15 protein-coding genes, 5 tRNA genes and 1 pseudogene are annotated in these 17,526 nt (G+C 41.9%); 13 read left to right on the forward strand and 8 right to left on the reverse strand.

Annotated elements, in window-relative coordinates:
* The first annotated feature begins 32 nt into the window (after positions 1-32).
* The 5 genes from FTU03_RS14200 to FTU03_RS14220 all read left to right on the forward strand — a co-directional run bounded on the left by FTU03_RS14200 (position 33) and on the right by FTU03_RS14220 (position 1,254).
* Positions 33-117 (forward strand) — tRNA-Leu (locus tag FTU03_RS14200).
* Positions 118-501: 384 nt separating this feature from the next.
* Positions 502-587: transfer RNA gene (locus FTU03_RS14205), tRNA-Leu, on the forward strand.
* Between the two features lie 352 nt (positions 588-939).
* Positions 940-1,024, forward strand: a tRNA-Leu gene (locus FTU03_RS14210).
* Between the two features lie 33 nt (positions 1,025-1,057).
* Positions 1,058-1,131, forward strand: a tRNA-Trp gene (locus tag FTU03_RS14215).
* A 38-nt stretch (positions 1,132-1,169) separates the two neighbouring features.
* A tRNA-Leu gene (locus FTU03_RS14220) sits at positions 1,170-1,254 on the forward strand.
* A gap of 145 nt (positions 1,255-1,399) precedes the next feature.
* Here the strand turns inward: FTU03_RS14220 and FTU03_RS14225 are convergent.
* Positions 1,400-1,603: a hypothetical protein gene (locus FTU03_RS14225; RefSeq protein ID WP_004786362.1), complete on the reverse strand. Its 204-nt coding sequence runs from the start codon at positions 1,601-1,603 to the stop codon at positions 1,400-1,402.
* Positions 1,604-2,021: 418 nt separating this feature from the next.
* Here FTU03_RS14225 and FTU03_RS14230 point away from each other — a divergent pair, with 418 nt between their 5' ends.
* A complete protein-coding gene (locus tag FTU03_RS14230) occupies positions 2,022-2,285 on the forward strand; it encodes a hypothetical protein (protein WP_179993337.1) in 264 nt (87 codons plus the stop codon).
* A 21-nt stretch (positions 2,286-2,306) separates the two neighbouring features.
* Here FTU03_RS14230 and gloB read toward each other — a convergent pair whose 3' ends face one another.
* Positions 2,307-3,041: a hydroxyacylglutathione hydrolase gene (gene gloB, locus FTU03_RS14235; RefSeq protein ID WP_159123781.1), complete on the reverse strand. Its 735-nt coding sequence runs from the start codon at positions 3,039-3,041 to the stop codon at positions 2,307-2,309.
* A 120-nt stretch (positions 3,042-3,161) separates the two neighbouring features.
* Positions 3,162-3,746 (reverse strand): flavin reductase family protein, encoded by a 585-nt coding sequence (locus tag FTU03_RS14240; protein WP_159123780.1) that lies wholly within the window; start codon positions 3,744-3,746, stop codon positions 3,162-3,164.
* A 116-nt stretch (positions 3,747-3,862) separates the two neighbouring features.
* Between FTU03_RS14240 and FTU03_RS14245 the strand changes: the two genes are divergently transcribed.
* Both FTU03_RS14245 and FTU03_RS14250 read left to right on the forward strand, forming a co-directional pair.
* The gene (locus FTU03_RS14245; protein WP_179993336.1) at positions 3,863-4,684 is read left to right on the forward strand and encodes a PhzF family phenazine biosynthesis protein; all 822 of its coding nucleotides are present in this window, start codon (positions 3,863-3,865) and stop codon (positions 4,682-4,684) included.
* Positions 4,685-4,825: 141 nt separating this feature from the next.
* The gene (locus FTU03_RS14250) at positions 4,826-7,591 is read left to right on the forward strand and encodes a pitrilysin family protein (protein ID WP_179993335.1); all 2,766 of its coding nucleotides are present in this window, start codon (positions 4,826-4,828) and stop codon (positions 7,589-7,591) included.
* Between the two features lie 287 nt (positions 7,592-7,878).
* On the opposite strand, the gene FTU03_RS14255 is transcribed toward FTU03_RS14250, so the two are convergent.
* Complete coding sequence (locus FTU03_RS14255; protein WP_166138633.1) at positions 7,879-8,943, reverse strand: amidohydrolase; 1,065 nt, start codon at positions 8,941-8,943, stop codon at positions 7,879-7,881.
* 107 nt (positions 8,944-9,050) lie between these two features.
* Positions 9,051-9,446, reverse strand: coding sequence for a DUF3144 domain-containing protein (locus FTU03_RS14260; RefSeq protein WP_004786347.1), 396 nt, complete (start codon positions 9,444-9,446; stop codon positions 9,051-9,053).
* A 110-nt stretch (positions 9,447-9,556) separates the two neighbouring features.
* On the opposite strand from FTU03_RS14260, the gene FTU03_RS14265 reads away from it, so the two are divergent.
* Positions 9,557-10,189: a hypothetical protein gene (locus FTU03_RS14265; RefSeq protein ID WP_004786345.1), complete on the forward strand. Its 633-nt coding sequence runs from the start codon at positions 9,557-9,559 to the stop codon at positions 10,187-10,189.
* A gap of 22 nt (positions 10,190-10,211) precedes the next feature.
* On the opposite strand, the gene FTU03_RS14270 is transcribed toward FTU03_RS14265, so the two are convergent.
* Positions 10,212-11,663: a CYTH and CHAD domain-containing protein gene (locus FTU03_RS14270; protein WP_179993334.1), complete on the reverse strand. Its 1,452-nt coding sequence runs from the start codon at positions 11,661-11,663 to the stop codon at positions 10,212-10,214.
* Positions 11,664-11,784: 121 nt separating this feature from the next.
* The gene (locus tag FTU03_RS14275) at positions 11,785-13,242 is read right to left on the reverse strand and encodes an inorganic triphosphatase (protein ID WP_179993333.1); all 1,458 of its coding nucleotides are present in this window, start codon (positions 13,240-13,242) and stop codon (positions 11,785-11,787) included.
* Between the two features lie 333 nt (positions 13,243-13,575).
* On the opposite strand from FTU03_RS14275, the gene FTU03_RS14280 reads away from it, so the two are divergent.
* From FTU03_RS14280 to FTU03_RS14295, 4 genes are all read left to right on the forward strand, one after another.
* Positions 13,576-13,959, forward strand: a complete 384-nt coding sequence (locus tag FTU03_RS14280; protein WP_159123774.1) for a DUF962 domain-containing protein — start codon at positions 13,576-13,578, stop codon at positions 13,957-13,959.
* An 835-nt stretch (positions 13,960-14,794) separates the two neighbouring features.
* Complete coding sequence (thiE, locus tag FTU03_RS14285) at positions 14,795-15,415, forward strand: thiamine phosphate synthase (RefSeq protein ID WP_159123773.1); 621 nt, start codon at positions 14,795-14,797, stop codon at positions 15,413-15,415.
* A gap of 39 nt (positions 15,416-15,454) precedes the next feature.
* A complete protein-coding gene (gene hemL / locus FTU03_RS14290; RefSeq protein WP_034706389.1) occupies positions 15,455-16,756 on the forward strand; it encodes a glutamate-1-semialdehyde 2,1-aminomutase in 1,302 nt (433 codons plus the stop codon).
* A gap of 127 nt (positions 16,757-16,883) precedes the next feature.
* Complete coding sequence (locus FTU03_RS14295; protein ID WP_179993332.1) at positions 16,884-17,300, forward strand: heme-binding protein; 417 nt, start codon at positions 16,884-16,886, stop codon at positions 17,298-17,300.
* Between the two features lie 116 nt (positions 17,301-17,416).
* Here the strand turns inward: FTU03_RS14295 and FTU03_RS14300 are convergent.
* A pseudogene (locus FTU03_RS14300) lies at positions 17,417-17,526 on the reverse strand (IS982 family transposase); the annotation flags it as partial.

The following is a 17,526-nucleotide window of genomic DNA, read 5'->3' on the forward strand; positions in this document are numbered from 1 at the left end:
AAAAAAGTCCAACACTAAGTTGGTACCCTGATGGGGACGTGGCGAAATTGGTAGACGCACTGGATTTAGGTTCCAGCGCCGCGAGGTGTGAGAGTTCGAGTCTCTCCGTCCCCACCATCAAAAGAGACAAGGTTGATGCCTTGTTTTTTTTTGCCTGGAATTTAAGGTTGAGCCATCTTTTAATTCCATTCTTATTATTCGCTTACTTTCGATGGGTAGATTTTAAATACTCAAACTAAGTATCAGTGAAGGGGAGAAGAGAGAAGTCTTTTAAAATGCCCAATCAATTGGCTAATCCAAACATCATTAAAATTAATATTCAGCACTCTTTCAAATAACTTGATTTTTTAAATTGGAGAAATGAAATTAAGCAGTTTCATCAGAAATAAGCCAGTATTTAATCATCAAAGAATTAACTGATTAATTTTTGATATAAAAACACCGAGTTGATCATAGAATCGCTTGTCAAGCAGATGCGATCGCTATAATATACACAGCCACGGGGATATGGCGGAATTGGTAGACGCACTGTGTTCAGGTCGCAGCGCCTTCTGGGCGTGAGAGTTCGAGTCTCTCTATCCCCACCATATATGAAGAAACAAGGTTAATGCCTTGTTTTTTTTTGCCTGAAATTTAGTGCGACATTTTTATTGGCTTGGCTTTTTATTTTTTGTATTGGATTCATTTATTGTTTAAACAACATGCTCGATCAAGATAAGTGAGGTTCTAGAGGTCTGATCTGCTGAGACTGAGCTAGACAAGCTTAGAGATTAAGTTCAAAGCAGTAGCAAAGAAACCTCATAAGGCTGAGTTTTCTTGTTAAATCTTATAAAAAATAAAAAAATTGTATTAACTGTTTAATTTATAGCGGAATAGGCAGTGATTGCTTGTAAAATCACTTGTCAATGACCTGCTATCTCTATAATATACACAGCCATCGGGGACGTGGCGAAATTGGTAGACGCACTGGATTTAGGTTCCAGCGCCGCGAGGTGTGAGAGTTCGAGTCTCTCCGTCCCCACCAATTTACTCAAGAGATTGAGTAAAATGGCCGAGTAGAGGATTGGTGTAATGGTAGCATGACGGTCTCCAAAACCGTTCGTCAAGGTTCGAATCCTTGATCCTCTGCCAAAGTTTGAAAAAGTCCAACACTAAGTTGGTACCCTGATGGGGACGTGGCGAAATTGGTAGACGCACTGGATTTAGGTTCCAGCGCCGCGAGGTGTGAGAGTTCGAGTCTCTCCGTCCCCACCATCAAAAGAGACAAGGTTGATGCCTTGTTTTTTTTTGCCTGAAATTTTATAAACGAAAAAAAGCCCATCGAAATGGGCTGATTATAGGAATAAGAGAATTTTACTCAAATAAAAGGGTAAATCATGAGTGCATTGATTAATTAAATTTAAGCTTTCAGATGATCTTCAAACTCCTCACCCAGCTGCATGGCCAATGCATTACCTGAAAGATCGCAGGTCACCAGACCATATTCTTTTTTAAAACTGAAACTAAAACCACGATTGTCTGCCAGGGTGCGAACCGAATACCCCAATTTTTCTAACCAAAGTCTAAATGCGAGAACGTTTTTTGCTTTAACCACTTTTTTCACGAGATAACTCCTTCATCAGTTAAATCATAGATAAGGGTGAGAATTTTCGTTTTAAAGGGCAAATACCCTTATTTAAATTAATTTAATTGAATTTGCGGATTTAATGAACAAGATAATATAGACGAAATATAGGGTTTTTAATCTAAGTCTATGTTTTTTATTATTTTCAAGATGTTGTAACTAAATATTTTAATTTTAAGCCTAAATAATTTTTTGAATAGTTATTAATATTCAAATATTTAAATCAGTAATTGTTTATTTTTTATTCATTTTAAATTAGGAATTAGCGTGGTTTAAAGTTTTAGAGTTTGAGTAAGGCTTAAAAATATACAATCCATCAAAGTCTCAGAGTATTCAGGTCATGGTTTTAAGCTCAACGCTTTATACTGTCATGGATATAATTTAAATAAGATTGATGATGACTGAATTAAATATTGAACAGTACGTCAAACAGCAAATTGAACTTATGCAGCAGCAAGGGCAGGAGCCTGTAGCTGTGATGCTGGGTCATGAAGACTGGCTGGATTTTTCGGTACAGTCCAAGGTGGCGTATACACCATTTGGCAGTGCGCGCCGTTATCAACCTGCTTTGGGTGGATTATTGCTGGTCAGGATTGATGAAATGAATGCGGTACGAGTGGTCACCCAGCAAGAACTGGATGACTATGCTCAGAAGCATTAGCTACTCTAAGCAGCTATAAGTTTAAAACGAGTCTTTTATCACGCGTAAACGTTGAAACTCTTCGACACTGTCTGCGCGTAAAAAAGGATTGGTTTCCAGTTCTGCTGCAATCGTACTGGGTAAGGTGCATTGTCCTAGCATGCGCATACGCTCAACCTGTTCGAAACGCTCCAGAATTGCTGGATTATCCGGTTCAACATGTTTGGCAAACTGTGCATTCGACAGTGTATATTCATGCGTGCAATAAACCTGGGTACGTGGCGGTAAGGCAGCCAGACGAGTCAGAGAGTGGTACATCTGCTGATAAGTGCCTTCAAATACCCGCCCACAGCCCATGGCAAACAGGGTATCGCCACAGAACAGCACATCAATAGCATCCAGGAAATACACGATATGGCCTAGGGTATGTCCCGGTACGGCAATAATCTGTACCTCAACACCATGAAAACTGAACTGGTCGTCATGTTCAAGTGGATGGTTAATAAACGGAATTTTTTCCAGCTCAGCTTTTGGGCCATATACCGGTAATGATTGCTTTTGAATTAAATCCGGAACGCCCCCGATATGGTCTTTATGCCAGTGGGTGAGCCAGATCTGACTCAGCTCAAGCCCATGTTCGGCGCAGTAATTCTGAACTAACGCAGCTTCAGTGGGATCAATGACCACGACCTGATGCGTCGGTGTATGTTCAAGTAACCAGATATAATTTTGTAATGAGTTTTTGACATCAATACAGTGGATTTTAAACGGCATCATAAGACATCAGACCAAACAGATATTATGGATAAAGTAGCATAAATTCAGGCAGTCTGACTGTGGTCAAAGCTGCCTGTTTACAAGAATTTTTTATATGATTTGTTTAAAAAGATCAGTCATTTATTCTGCATCTTTGACTGTGACAGCTTCGCCAATGGTATAGAAGTGGCCACCGGCGACATGATGAATACTTTTCCATTCTTCGCTGACTTCATGATAGTACCAGTGCCCATTACGGAACACCCGATCATCGGCATAAGCGGCAATGACCTTACCAATAAACAGGTCATGGGCTTGCTGGTTATGTGGCTCGGGAATCAGCTCACATAAAATCCAGGCGGCACAACCTTCTACAACTGGGATCTCTTGATCTGCGAATTTGAATAACTGCACACCGGACTGCTCCAGTTTGTCTGGGGCATTGTACAGACTCAATGTTCCCAGACTATAGACCATTTCCAGCTGTTTGAGGGTGGGAATCTGCAGGGCAAAGTAGCCAGAATTTTCTATTATTTTTCGGGTCTTGGTGCTTTTATCCAGTACTACGGTGACTTTTGCTGGACTGAATTCGAGTGCACATGCCCAGGCAGCGGCCATGACATCAGTGTCTTGCCCATCATTGGCAGACACTAACACAGTGGGGCCATGTGTAATCAGGCGATAGGCTTTTTCTAAAGGTACAGTTTGAATATGTGAATTGTTCATAAAGAACCTTAATGAGTGAAAAGGGAGAAAAATAAATCATCTGATCCACAGCATATAAAATTCCTCTTCTGGAAAAAAGCTTTTAAACTAAACACCTACATACAGGAGTAAAGAAAATGAAAATGTACCAGGTGGATGCTTTTACGACGTCTCTATTTAAGGGAAATCCTGCTGCAGTCATCGTGCAGGATGCTTGGCTGGATGATCACCTGATGCAGAATATTGCCCTGGAAAATAATCTGTCTGAGACCGCTTTTGTCAAAGTGCTGGATGCAGAAAATTATGAAATTCGCTGGTTTACGCCGACCAAGGAAGTGGATTTCTGTGGACATGCCACATTGGCCAGCAGCTTTGTATTATTCAAGGATTTTAGCTCTGCAAAAACCATTTATTTTCATGTCAAAGATCTGGGCATTTTTACAGTATGCCAGGATGAAGATGGCAAAATCCGGATGAATTTCCCGATCCGTCAGCCTGAACTCATCACAGATTATCCGGAAGCCTTAAGACAGGCGCTGACGAAGCCTTTTAAAAATGTTTATCTGAATACACAAGGTTATATTATTGAATATGAATCAGTGCAGGATGTATTAGAAGAGCAGCCAAATATTGAATTGCTGAAGCAGCTGAATGGAAAAAGAACCGCGATTACAGCAGCGGGTCCATTACTGGATGTCGCGATTACCGCTGGTGATACGCAATATGATTGCATATCACGTTATTTTGCACCGAGTAACGGGATTAATGAAGATCCGGTAACGGGTTCAATTCATACCGGGATTGCACCGATCTGGGCGGAGAAATTAAATAAAACTGAACTGGTGGCTTATCAGGCTTCTCAGCGTGGCGGTGTATTGTATTGTGCATTAAAAGAGCAAGACCGCATTGAGATTTCAGGTTATGCCAAACTGTTTATGCTGGCCGAACTTTATATTTAATTAACATACTCAATAAAATACCGTGAAATTGCGCGGTATTTTATTTGGCATCTCATAAAATAGACTATTCATAATAGAGACTTTTCTCTAAGATCAGAGTGACTGTAAATAAAAATTCACACTTAAAAATTTGGATGAACAATGCAAATACGCTTTAAACGTTTAAGCATGGCGATTTTATTATCTGGCTGGACTGCGGCCAGTTTTGCACAGCCAGTATTGGTGAAAACAGAACAGAATATCGAAGAATATCGACTGGAAAATGGCTTAAGAATTATTCTTGCGCCCAATGATAAAGAAAATAAAGTGTTTATGAATACGGTTTATCTGACCGGTTCACTGAATGATCCTCAGGGCAAAGGGGGCCTGGCGCATCTGCTTGAACATCTGGCGTTTAAAGGCACGGAAAATGTGAAGGGAGATGAGTTTCAGCGCCGTCTGGATCAATATACCTTAATGACCAATGCTAGTACTGACTATTACTCAACCAAATATACCAATGTGATTCGTCCTGAGCAGACTGCGGTCAATGAAGTGATTTTCCTTGAAGCAGAACGCATGGACAAGCTGGTCCTGCAAGAAAAGTATGTGCCGACTGAAATTGATATCGTGAAACGTGAGCGTGAAATCCGTCTGGATCAGCCATTTTCCGTACTGATGGATCAGGTATTTAAATCAGCTTATGGCAATCAGTATCTGGGGCGATTACCGATTGGTGACTTGAACGAACTGCAATCGATCAAGATGCAGGAGCTGAACCAGTTTTATCGTCATTGGTATGCACCGAATAATGCTTTGATGATTATTTCAGGCAAATTTAATAAGGCAGAAGTGCTGAAGCAGATTGATACCCATTTCAGTCCGATTCAGTCCCGCAAAGTGCCTGAAGCGGTAAAAGTGCCTGCGCTAAAACCTGAACAGATCAAACAACGTGAATTTACCGTACAAAAAGGTAGTGATCTGGCCAAATTTAATATTTATCTGAACCAGTCAGAAGAAAGTATTAAAACCACGCTGGCCATGTCTCCAATCTTATATACCTTGCAACCTAGCGGACACCTGTATCAAAGTCTGGTCGAGACTGGTAAGACCACTACAGTGCAGTCCATGACCTGGCTCGATAAAGATTTTAATCTGGTGTTTATGGGTGCCATCTATGCGCCAAATCATCAAGTCAAACAAGTTGAGCAGGGCTTAATTCAGGGGGTAGAGCAGAGCCAGCCATTTAATGAAACCGAATTAAACCGGGCTAAAAGTCTAACCCGAAACCAGGCGGACAATGTTAAAAATAGCGCAACCGCTTTAGGTTCGCGTTTAAGTGAATATGTAGTGGCTTATTCAGGTGACTGGAGCCAGTATTTCAAAGATCTGCAAGCCATAGAAAAGCTGGATGTCAATCAGATCAATCAGGTGTATAAGGCATTCTTTAAGCCAGAATATCGTATTTCTGGCAATATCTTGCCGACACCAGAAGATCAGAAAAAAGCACAGGAGTTGCCCCAGACTGAAGTGCCGGCTCAAACTCTGGACCAGCAGGCTGAAGCAGCAGAACCGCTGAAAGATGTCAGTGTCTATCAGGCAGAAGTAAAGCAGTATGTGGCGCAGTCCAAGCAATATTTACAGGCTAAGGACAAGCAGATTCAACGGGGCAAACTGAAGAATGGTATTAAATACGCTTTATTCCCGACCCAGACTCAGGATGACAAAGTTTATGCCACTATTGCACTTAATTTTGGCACGGCACAAAGTTTGTTCAATAAAGGCGAGATTCTGGATCTGACTGCTTACTTACTACTGCGTTCTTCTGAAACCCAGAGCTTGCAACAGATTGCCGATAAAATTATTGAGTCTGGTGGTTCAGCCACGGCCAGTTCCTCTGAAAATGGCATGAGCATTCAGATCAGTGCCAAAAAAGAGAAGTTTGAAGAGTTTTTCCAGTATGTACTGGATGTGCTCAATAAACCGGCCTTTGAGCAGAGTCAGTTTGACCTGATTAAAGGACAAAGCCTATCTGCGTTAGACCGTCCTTATACTGAGCCCAATATGGTGGCAGGCCTGACCATGTCCCGCGCGACCGAGATTTATCAGCCGGGTGACCTTCGTTATCATTTTGAACCTGAACTGGCGAAAAAACAGATTCAGGCTGCTACTCGTGAACAGGTCGTAGCGCTGTATCAGCAGTTCTTTAATACGCATCATGCCCAGATCGCAGTGACAGGGGAATTTAATCCGAAGTCCGTGAGCAAAGTCCTCAAAAATAACTTTGCGAGCTGGAAAGCGAAGCAGCCTTATGAGCGCTTAAGTGGTCAATATACAGTTTATCCGGCACAGAAAATCCATGCGTTGTCTGAACAGCGTGAGTTCGGTCATTATCGGGCTGTCATGACATTCCCTGTCGGTGCAGAACATGTAGATTTACCAGCCATGCTGGTCTTCCGACATATTCTGGGTGATTCTCAGTTGTCTTCACGTTTAGCACAGGAACTGCGTGAGAAAAATGCGCTGGTTTATGGCTTCAGTGCCAATGCTCAGTATGATGAATGGATTGATTCAGGCGCATTAGGCATTCAGGCAAATTATACGCCTGGCCGATCAGCACAGGTGTCACAAGCTGTGCATAAGGTATTGAATGAGCTTCTGGCCAAAGGGGTAACTGAGCAGGAAGTTGAAGCGGCGAAAGCCACGATTTTGAAACAGCGCGTCACTGCACTAGAAGATGATCGCCGTATTCACAGCATGCTGATTCCACAACTGGAAAAAGATCGTAATCTGATCTATCGGGAGAAACGTGATCAGGCGATTGCCAAGCTGACCAAGGCAGATGTCGATGCCGTTATCAAAAAATATGTTAAACCGGATCAATTGGTCGAAGTCATGGCGGATCAGTATGGGAAAGAAGTGAAATAAACTCTGTAATTTTTTATAAGTCTATGACGGTCTCTTTTCATTTTAAATAAATGTTTAGATGTCTATATGGCTACTTTTGCTTCGGCAAAAGTAGCCAAAACCATTTGTCATCCGCAAAACTCGTCCACCACCTTCACGAAATAAATTTATTGTAGAAACAATCCTCTTATGATGTAGTCCTACCTCAACCAGTTACGGATGACGTTTCCGCGTATTTATGAGCATGAAAAATTTTAAAAATTAAAATTTTAATCTATTTGTTGATTCAGTTTTAATTAATAAGAGTTCTATAAACGATAAAAGCGTTTCGCATTTTCATAAAAAACCGGCTTTACAGCATGTTCGTCATAGTTCTGCACAATATCGCTAAAGGCATCAATGATGGTGACCAGATCTGTGCTGACACGATCCATCGGGAAATTCGAAGCAAACATGATGCGATCTTTAGCGAAACATTGTAGGGCATGCTGGATCAATGGAGCCGCGAGCTGAATCAGTTCATCTTTTTTTGCCAGTTTTCGATCTAAATGAAAACGGTGACCGAGTACAGGCATAAACAGACCGGAGATTTTGCTATACACATTCGGACATTTTGCCAGTTCAGCCAAGTCTTCTTTCCAAGTCTGAAAAATATAGTCTCGCTGCTGTGCTGTTTGTCCTGTTGCTTTACCGACTTTCCCAAAGATGCCGGCAGGTGTGCCCAAGTGATCCAGCACAATCGGCGTTTCAGGAAATGTTTTGGCCAGATGGGCCACATCAGAAATTTGGGTAGAATAAACCCAGGCATCAAAACTTAAATTGGCTTTGGCTAATTCCTCAAATCCTTTCAGAAATTTCTTATTGCAGTATAAATGCGGTTCATCGGTCCAGGCATGAATGCCTTTATCGGCATGGAACGATGCCATTTTACGAATACCACGTAATTTAGGCGAAACTTCCTGATGTAATTGCAGCAGCTGTTTAAAGTTTTTTTGACGAAGATCAGCTGTAGCCACAATGCCGCCTAGCTGAATATTCTGTTCAGCAAAAGGCAGCCCGGCAATAAACCTGGTTTCATTAACCACGCCAGTACCTTTATGCTCATGCCAGCTTGCTTCTATATGAACAATCTGTTCCACCTGATAATGACCGATGTCACGTTTATAATTTTCAGGTAGGTAAGGCGCGGTCAGATGTTCGGTCAGACCAATGGTATCGATCACCGCTTTGGGCTTGATCAGTCGCACCATTTTGTTCAGCAGTTTGGGATGTTTGCCAAATAATTTTACGGCTGAGGCTGCGGCATGCGGTGTGGTATAAGGGTCCCATTGATGAATATGCGGATCTATAATCGGAAAGGGCAGTTGCTGCATGATATTTTTGATCGTCGTTTAATTTTTATTCATTTTTTATAGGATAAATGCAGCATTAAAGTCAAATTAAAAATCAAAGATTTAAAAAAAGCCCCGTAGGGCTTTTATTAATGATCGTGGTCGTGTTGATGCTTGTTGGCATGAAACTCTTCATTACGACGGAAACGTAAATAGTTTTCAAACTGCTCACAGTATTCATCATAGTTATCTTCCAGCATCATCTGAAATTGCTGCAAGATATAAGACATGACCTGATCTTTAGCGTCGCGCATCTCGTTACCATCTTTGAAATTGTTGGCAGCGACCCAGGTATTAAAGCGGGCAGTACCAAACAGCATTGCGGCACTGACTTGACCACGTTTTTCTGCCGGGTTTTCCTGAGAGCCTTTTTCTACACGGCTAAATTCGTTGGCCTGTTTAATAAATTCATCAGCACGTTCAAAGAATGCAGCATTTAACGCTTCTTCTTCGGTTACATCGGTTGCTTCAATCTTTTGAACCATGAATTTTTCCTGATAATAAAATCTTAATCACTAATTATAGGCAAAGCCTTGCAGAAACTAAACCTTTGCCTTAATCTAAAAATAGCCTAAGCAATAAAAATGTGAATCTCATGCAAGATGCAATTGCTGTACAGAGCCTGAAAAGTGATATTGCCTTATTGCGCCAGAATATCTGGCCACCGGCAAATCTGGCCAATGTGGAAGGATTGCCAATTTATTATGGCACCAAGTCGCAGGTCGAAGAATATTACAAGCAATGGCTGGGTCTGATTGAAAGGGCGCAGGATCTGTTTCAGCCTTTTATGGAAGATGAAGTCCTGGATGCGATTCATTTGCCAAGCCATTTGAATCTGCCCTTATTTTATTTTCATGTGGACCGCATCCGGATTAATAAAACCCGCGCCAAAGAATCCAAAACTTTTCGTGGTATTGCCAGCCTGATTGAAAAATGTGGGCAATTTGAACCGGAACAGATTCAGGCCATGCAACGCTGGCTAGACAGTGATGAAACGGCAGCTTTGGTGGCACATCGTGAATTTGTAGATCTGCGTACTTATGTATTCCAGCATGGTCAAAGTGAATACACCCGGACTCGGTTCTATGTGAATGGCATCGTCCTCAGTGTCGAACCACATTTTGAACTGGTTGATGCCCGTGATAAGCCGCGTAAGCAGCGCAGCGATAGTTATAGCGATCCATTAGCTGATAACAATACCTGGAAAGTATATGGAAAATATCGCTAGAGCAATTTTGTCTATTTATCTCTTACCAGAATGGCTGGGTGTGAGAAAATTTTTGTAACTGCTCGGCAGCCTGTTCCGACAGATGCTGCTGTTCTGCGGTGAGCCAGCCGATGACAAACCATGCCTTGGAATGTTTTTTGGCATAAGGCCTATACAGGCTTTCTGCGACAAACAGGTCATTATAATGACCTAAAGTCTCCTGTAAGGGCTTTAACGCTTTCAGATATCTTTTGATTTCCTTTTCCGGAAACAGGCTTTGCAGAAATTCCACATTATAACGCAAGCGTTTAACCCGCTTGCGGGTTCGGTGGCGTGATTCAATATCCAGTTCCTGATAATTCTCTGCATCTGCACAGACTTTCTGATGCAGTTTGCTGAGTCCTTTACACAGGATTTTATGCGAGGACTTTTGCTGGTTTGCACTCTGATCCTGACTAAATTGTAGTAGCTCCAGTATCAGCTCCATCGTAGCTGGCTTTCTGAATAATTGGCTAATATCTGCCTGATCCTGTTGGGCTGGAGGCAACTGCAATACTGGTGAACCCGCAGCTTCTAGCTGAGGAAGCAGACTTTCAGCTAAAGCATCGCGATCCCGAGTAGAGCCTAATTGCTGGAAGATATTGCGTAACTGATCCTGCCATTCCTCTGGCAAATCCTGATGATAGGGCTGGAAGATTTTTAAGGCACTGCGTAAACGCCGGATAGCGACGCGGGCCTGGTGCACATGGTCACTATTGTAATTTTCTAGCGCAATCGCCGTCGCATTGGGAAACAGGTGCGTCAGACAGTTGGTGATAATTTTTTGCAAGATATGATGAATATCGTCTTTAGCTGCGAGCTCTAAGGTTGTCTGATGCTGGACCGGAAGATCAGTTTTATTATTCAGCAGAGCATAACCACGTTCAGATTTGCTGCGTACATCCAGCCATAACTGATAACGTTGAATCCAGGGTTTAACAAAATCAATTAAGTCATCAAGTTTGCCACTTTTGAGCTCAAATTCAACTTCATAAATATCCAAGGTCTGGCCATTAGAACGAATCTCACCTCTATCCAGTGCAATTTCAATCTGACTTCCTCGGTAATTTTCAATCCAGAGATCCCGCTCTACATCAGTTTCAAATTGTAGAGTCAGAGACGTATCTAGGGTGTGAAGTGCCTGTTTTAGAATCTTCCGAGCCTGTTTATGCTTGGCATAAGCTTTTAAATCACAGTTGTCCGGTGCGGCATCCAGTCTTTCTTCCAGCTCAAAGCGTTCAAACTGATGCTGGCTCGGTGCTTTTAAGGTCTGAAACCATTGCTGATCTTCCAGACGCTGCCGGAGTGCAATTTTGTGCTGCTGTAACTGCTGATCGGAAGTATCAAAGTATTTGGCACATAAATGATGTCGAGTCGGCCCGTACTGCTGAAAATCTTGTTCGAATTGGTGACGTATACTTTGCGGAATCTGGAATTTGAGTTCGATTTCTGCCATCGGGCCATTCCTTCTCGATGAGGCTCATAACAATCAATATAGACCAAACAACAAAAGTATTGTGATGTGCTTGTGCAACAAAAAAGCACGCCGTAGCGTGCTTTGAAAGTCAGTTAAATACTTATTTAAGAAATTTGCGGCTGACCAGAAACTGTTCTGTCGCTTCCAGTAAGCGCTGTGCATAGACTTCCTGCTTGGCAGTCAGCCAACCCAACACAAACCAGTCACTGGCTTCCAGCTCAGTCTGCTGGATATACAGGGCAGAGGAGGCCAATGTCTGATATTCATTTGCTGCCTGCTGTGCATCATTTAAAGCCTTGCTGTATTTTTGTAGGTTTTTGACATCATAAATCGTGGTCAAAATTGGGAAGCTGAATTTTAATTCCTGAATGCGAATTGCTAGCTGATCCAGACTCTCAAAATTGGTAATATCAGTCTGGTTCATCTGTTCCTGCAAGACTTTGTATTGTTGCTGCAAGGTAGTTTGCGCTGCAGATTTCAATTCCAGCGGCTTAGCTTCATTTGTACTTAAGCTGAAGATCAGCAATTCCAGATAGTGATGCACATTTTGGGTGGATTTCACCAGATTGCCCAGCTTCTCTTTGGCATAGAGAATATCTTTAGTCAGGTTCTCTGCGGTCATAGGATTTTGCAGGAAGCCAGCCAGAGTGTTTTGCATGTGCTGTAAATGTTGCAGATGTTCAAACTGATGTTTAAATGCGGCAAGTTGATGCGCCCATTTGTCTGAAACTTGGGGATGCCAATCTTTAAACAAAAGTAGGGTCAGATAGAGATGATCCAAGGCCTGTTGTGCCTGATCAATATGTTCCTGCTCTGCCACTTGCGCGGAGATTGCCGCAATATTGGGTAACAGGTGCTGCATTTGCTGGGCCACTAGATGACACAGGTTTTTACCCGCACTGTCTTTTTTGCTGATCTGGAATTCTTTGGCAAAAGTAGCGGGACTTACATTCTGATGAGTCGCTAACAAATTCCCAATTTCTGCCTTACTGCGTACATCCAGCCACAGCTGATATTTTTTGACCCATTCAAAACTAAAGGCCAGCAAATCCTGAATTGAGCCATGCTTTAACTCGAATTCAACTTCATGCACTTCCTGTTCAGCATGAGGCGTGCGAATACAGCCGATATCCAGGCTGACTTCGATTGATGTGTTTTCATATTCAATCACGCGCAAGGTACGGGCAATATCGGTTTCAAACTGCAATTGCAGCTGGTCAAACTGATCACCTAAAGCACGATTAAGCAAGGTTTGCGCTTCAGCAGACTGCTTGTAAATACTCAGGTCCAGCTCAGGAGAATATTCTAATTCACCCAGATCATGATTATGCTCGAAACGTTCAATGTGGCTTTTGCCTGCCGCTTTTAACGTCTGAACCCAACGACTGCCTTCTAATCGTTGGCGTAGGGCAATTCCATGCTGGGCCAGTTGACGGTCTGCAGTATCATAGTATTTGGCTTGAAGCAGGATCTGTTGAGATTTCTTGGGATCAAGTGCCTTAAGCAGGGCAGTACGGCGTGCCGCGGGAATCTGGAACTTGAGTTCAACTTCAACCATGATAATCATCCTGTCTATTCAATTTATTGAAAAATATTAAAAAATAAATTGAATTTTTATTCGCTTGCATGAAATTCCGATATGAAACGGAAATATTTTTTAGACTTTTGAGCGGCTGATTGTAACGAAAAACCAATCTGATGTAAGACTTGACCGATTGAAAAAAATGGAAATGGAAAAATTAAAATGCTGATCTCATTCGCCGGTTTCTACTGAAAGCATGACAATTCAATATCTAAGCCAAATTCAGGTACAGAATTACATGAAAATAAAGGTACTTTTAATTGCCTAAATTATGCGCTAAGGTGAAGAAAAAAGATCAGGATGATGATAATGAATGCACAAGTGCAGCCGAGCAATGAGATTGCAGAACTGACTTCTCCACAAATGCCGATTCATGACTATCATGAGTTTTACCGGTTTTATCTAACCGAGCATCGCCATATTATGAGCCGCCGTTTGCATGTCGCAGGCAGCAGTATCGGTTTATATTTTTTTAGCAAAGCCCTTCATCAGCGTAAAGCTAAATATCTGGCCTATGGACTACTCTCAGGTTATGCCTGTGCCTGGATTGGTCATTTCATTTTTGAAAAGAATAAACCGGCCAGCTTTAAACAGCCGCTATACAGTTTTATTTCAGACTGGCGTATGTTTGCCGATGTATTACGTGGTAACCTGAGCCTGGTCGATCGTAAGCACGACAAAATTCCAAGTTAGGGCTTATGACGTTTTATCGGATTTATGCTTAAGTATTGCAATAAAAACGATAAAAACACTTGCAAGTGTAGAGTTATTATTCTATTAATTGTTTTATTGCTTATTCAGTATTTTATCAAAGAGTATAATTCACTGAATAAATCAGTTTTCCAAGCCTGGAGCGACCTTCTCCGGGCTTTTTTTATATTTAAAAAAATAGAAAGATCTGCATTGACGTATTTTTAATTTATCTGAATGATTTAGAAAATATTCACGAGATGAATGAACCAAGTTTGAGAGATAAGATGGTCAGTTCTGCTTAGATGGGTCGATCCTTTCTAGCTTTGACACGTCTCCCCATAAACGGTTTACCCAAAGCTAGAAAGGATCTGGTAGATAAAACACAGCTTTTGCTTTTCTATTTATGTGTTGTGTTCGAACTTATTTAAATCCTTTAATGCATGTAGACCTATCCCTGAAATTGGGTATTTTGAAGTTTTCTTTAAGTTTTGTGATTAATGGTATTCAAGCAATTTTATACACAGGAATCGTAAAATCCGGACATAAAAAAATCGCTTTCAGAATTTTGCAACTTCTCCACTAAGTTATCTGCAAAATCCTAAAAGCGTTTGTCGGAGGGCGTAAGCATTAACACTTTATCATTATTGTTATAAAACCATTAAAACGTAAATTCTCGCAGTCGCCTATCACTGAAAATAGGGATATTGATCAATCACCTGTATAAAAAGTACAAATAATAATCTAATCCCTGAATCGGGTATTATTCAGTGTTTAGGATGGGGAAACTCGCCCATTTATGCCTATAATAGCGTATGTATTTTGAATGGCGGCAGTCATGCGCGGTTTATATTTAATTACCAATGATGATCCTATTGAACTTCTCCTAGCAAAACTTGAAGGTGCAATGGCGACTTATGAAGTTGCGGTACTTCAGTATCGTCGTAAAAAAGTAGCGAAAGAAGATCAGGCTTACGAAATCGAATATATGAAACAAATGTGTGAACAGTACAAAGTTCCATTTGTGATTAATGACGATTTGGAAACTGCAGTAAAATATGGCGTAGGCGTGCATTTGGGTCAGGATGATGGTTCAATCCAGAAAGCTGTTGAACGTTTGCCTAAAAATGTTTTGATTGGTCGCAGTTGCAACAACTCACTTGAGCTTGCAGAACAAGCCATTGCGGATGGTGCAAACTATGTGGCATTTGGTGCGATCTTTGCGACTGACACCAAGCCAGAAGCGGGCAATATTGGTTTAGAAACCTTGAAACTGGCTAAAGAAAAATTGAATGTACCAATCTGTGCCATTGGTGGTTTGACAGTTGAAAACGGTAAAGAAGTCATTGAAGCCGGCGCTGATCTTTGTGCGGTCATTAGTGATGTTTTAGGCCGCTCGATGTCTACTGTCGGTCAACGAGTGTATGACTGGTCGGAACTATTTGCTGAACAAGCTTAATTTTTATTTCTTATTGTATTTTTGAGTTGAGTGATTCTCATGAGTTTATCTCCAAAGCAAGAACAACTATTTAAACAAGCCAATAAACATATTCCGGGTGGTGTTAACTCACCTGTACGTGCTTTCAATGGCGTGGGTGGTACGCCTATCTTTATCGAGAAAGCACAAGGTGCTTATCTGTACGATGTCGATGGCAAGCGCTATGTGGACTATGTGGGTTCATGGGGCCCAATGATTCTGGGTCATGCGCATCCATCAATCATTAAAGCGGTGCAAGATGCAGCTGTTGATGGTTTAAGCTTTGGTGCACCAACCGTGCATGAAACCACTTTGGCAGATATCATTTGCGACATCATGCCATCCATTGAATTGGTACGTATGACGAATTCTGGTACTGAAGCGACCATGACTGCGATCCGCTTGGCGCGTGGTTATACCGGACGTGACAAAATCGTAAAATTTGAAGGTTGTTATCATGGGCACTCTGACTCGCTGCTGGTAAAAGCAGGTTCTGGCCTGTTAACTAAAGGCGAAGGGGAAGCGACTTCTGCGGGCGTACCTGCTGATTTTGCCAAACATACATTAACCCTTCCTTATAACGACATTGCGACTTTAAAAGAATGCTTTGCCAAGTTCGGTTCAGAAATCGCGGGTGTGATCGTAGAGCCAGTGGCAGGGAACATGAATCTGGTGAAACCGATTGATGGTTTCCTGCAAGCGATACGTGATGTCTGTGACGAACATGGTTCAGTCTTCATTATTGATGAAGTGATGACAGGCTTTCGTGTGGGTCTTGGTGGTGCTCAGGCACATTATGGCGTGACTCCTGATTTAACGACTTTGGGTAAAATTATTGGTGCGGGGTTGCCAGTCGGTGCTTTTGGCGGTAAGCGTGAAGTGATGGAATGCATCGCGCCACTAGGTAACGTGTATCAGGCAGGTACTTTGTCCGGTAACCCGCTAGCAATGCGTGCCGGGATCGAGATGTTTAAACATCTGCGTGAGCCAGGTTTTTATGAAAAACTGACTGCTCAACTTGAAAAACTTCTTGCAGGTTTACAAGCAGCTGCGGATGAAGCCGGTATTCCATTCAAGACCCAGCAAGTGGGCGGCATGTTTGGCCTGTACTTCACTGATCAAGAAGACATCACCAGCTTTGATTCAATGCTGAAATGTGACGTAGAAGCTTTCAAGAAATTCTTCCATGGCATGTTAAGTCGTGGTGTGAACCTGGCTCCATCTGCATTTGAAGCAGGATTTATTTCAGCTGCGCATAGTGATGAAGATATTGAATTTACGATTCAAGCGGCTAAAGAAACTTTTGCTGAAATGAAAGGGTAATACAACCTCTCCCTAACCCTCTCCTAAAAGGAGAGGGAACATAAGCCCGAATTCCTTCGGGCTTATTTTATTCTTTTAATTAGACCGCAAAGATTTGAAATTGATAAATTAGAAATTGGATAGTTGAATGAAAACCAAACATTATCTGACCTTAAGCGACGCTGAGTTTTTGTTAAATCAGGCCTATGAATATGCGCTAGAAAATGGCTTTAATGTTAGTATTGCTGTAGTTGATGAAACTGGCAATTTGCTGGCAATGAAGCGTATGGATGGTGCTTCACCGATGACAGCAAACCTGTGTCTGGAAAAAGCACGTTGTTCTGCCATTAGTCGCCGCCCATCCAAACTGTTTGAAGATATTATCAAAGGCGGTCAAATGGGCTTTCTGACGATGGATACTTTTTCTGGGATGTTAGAAGGTGGTGAGCCGATTCTGTATCAGGGTCAGTTGGTTGGTGCGATGGGTGTTTCTGGAGTGAAGTCGTTCCAGGATGCGGAGATCGCACAGCAGGCGATTGAGAAGTTTTTGGCACTACAAAATTAGGTGTTTGTATTTGGAAAATACAAAATTATAGTGAGTATGAATAAATTTAACAAAACCCGAGTTAGTTTGCTTGGGTTTTTATTAGATTCTAAGATTATAAATAACCCGAATCCTGCTTAAGCCGATGACTTCATAATTTGAATTGTTGGCTTATTTTTATGGATCAGTTGATATGCACACAAGGACGCGTAAATCCCTCCTAGAAATCCATGAACACTACGTGCTT

It is taken from the genome of Acinetobacter sp. YH12046 (assembly GCF_013419905.1).
Taxonomy (GTDB): Bacteria; Pseudomonadota; Gammaproteobacteria; order Pseudomonadales; family Moraxellaceae; genus Acinetobacter.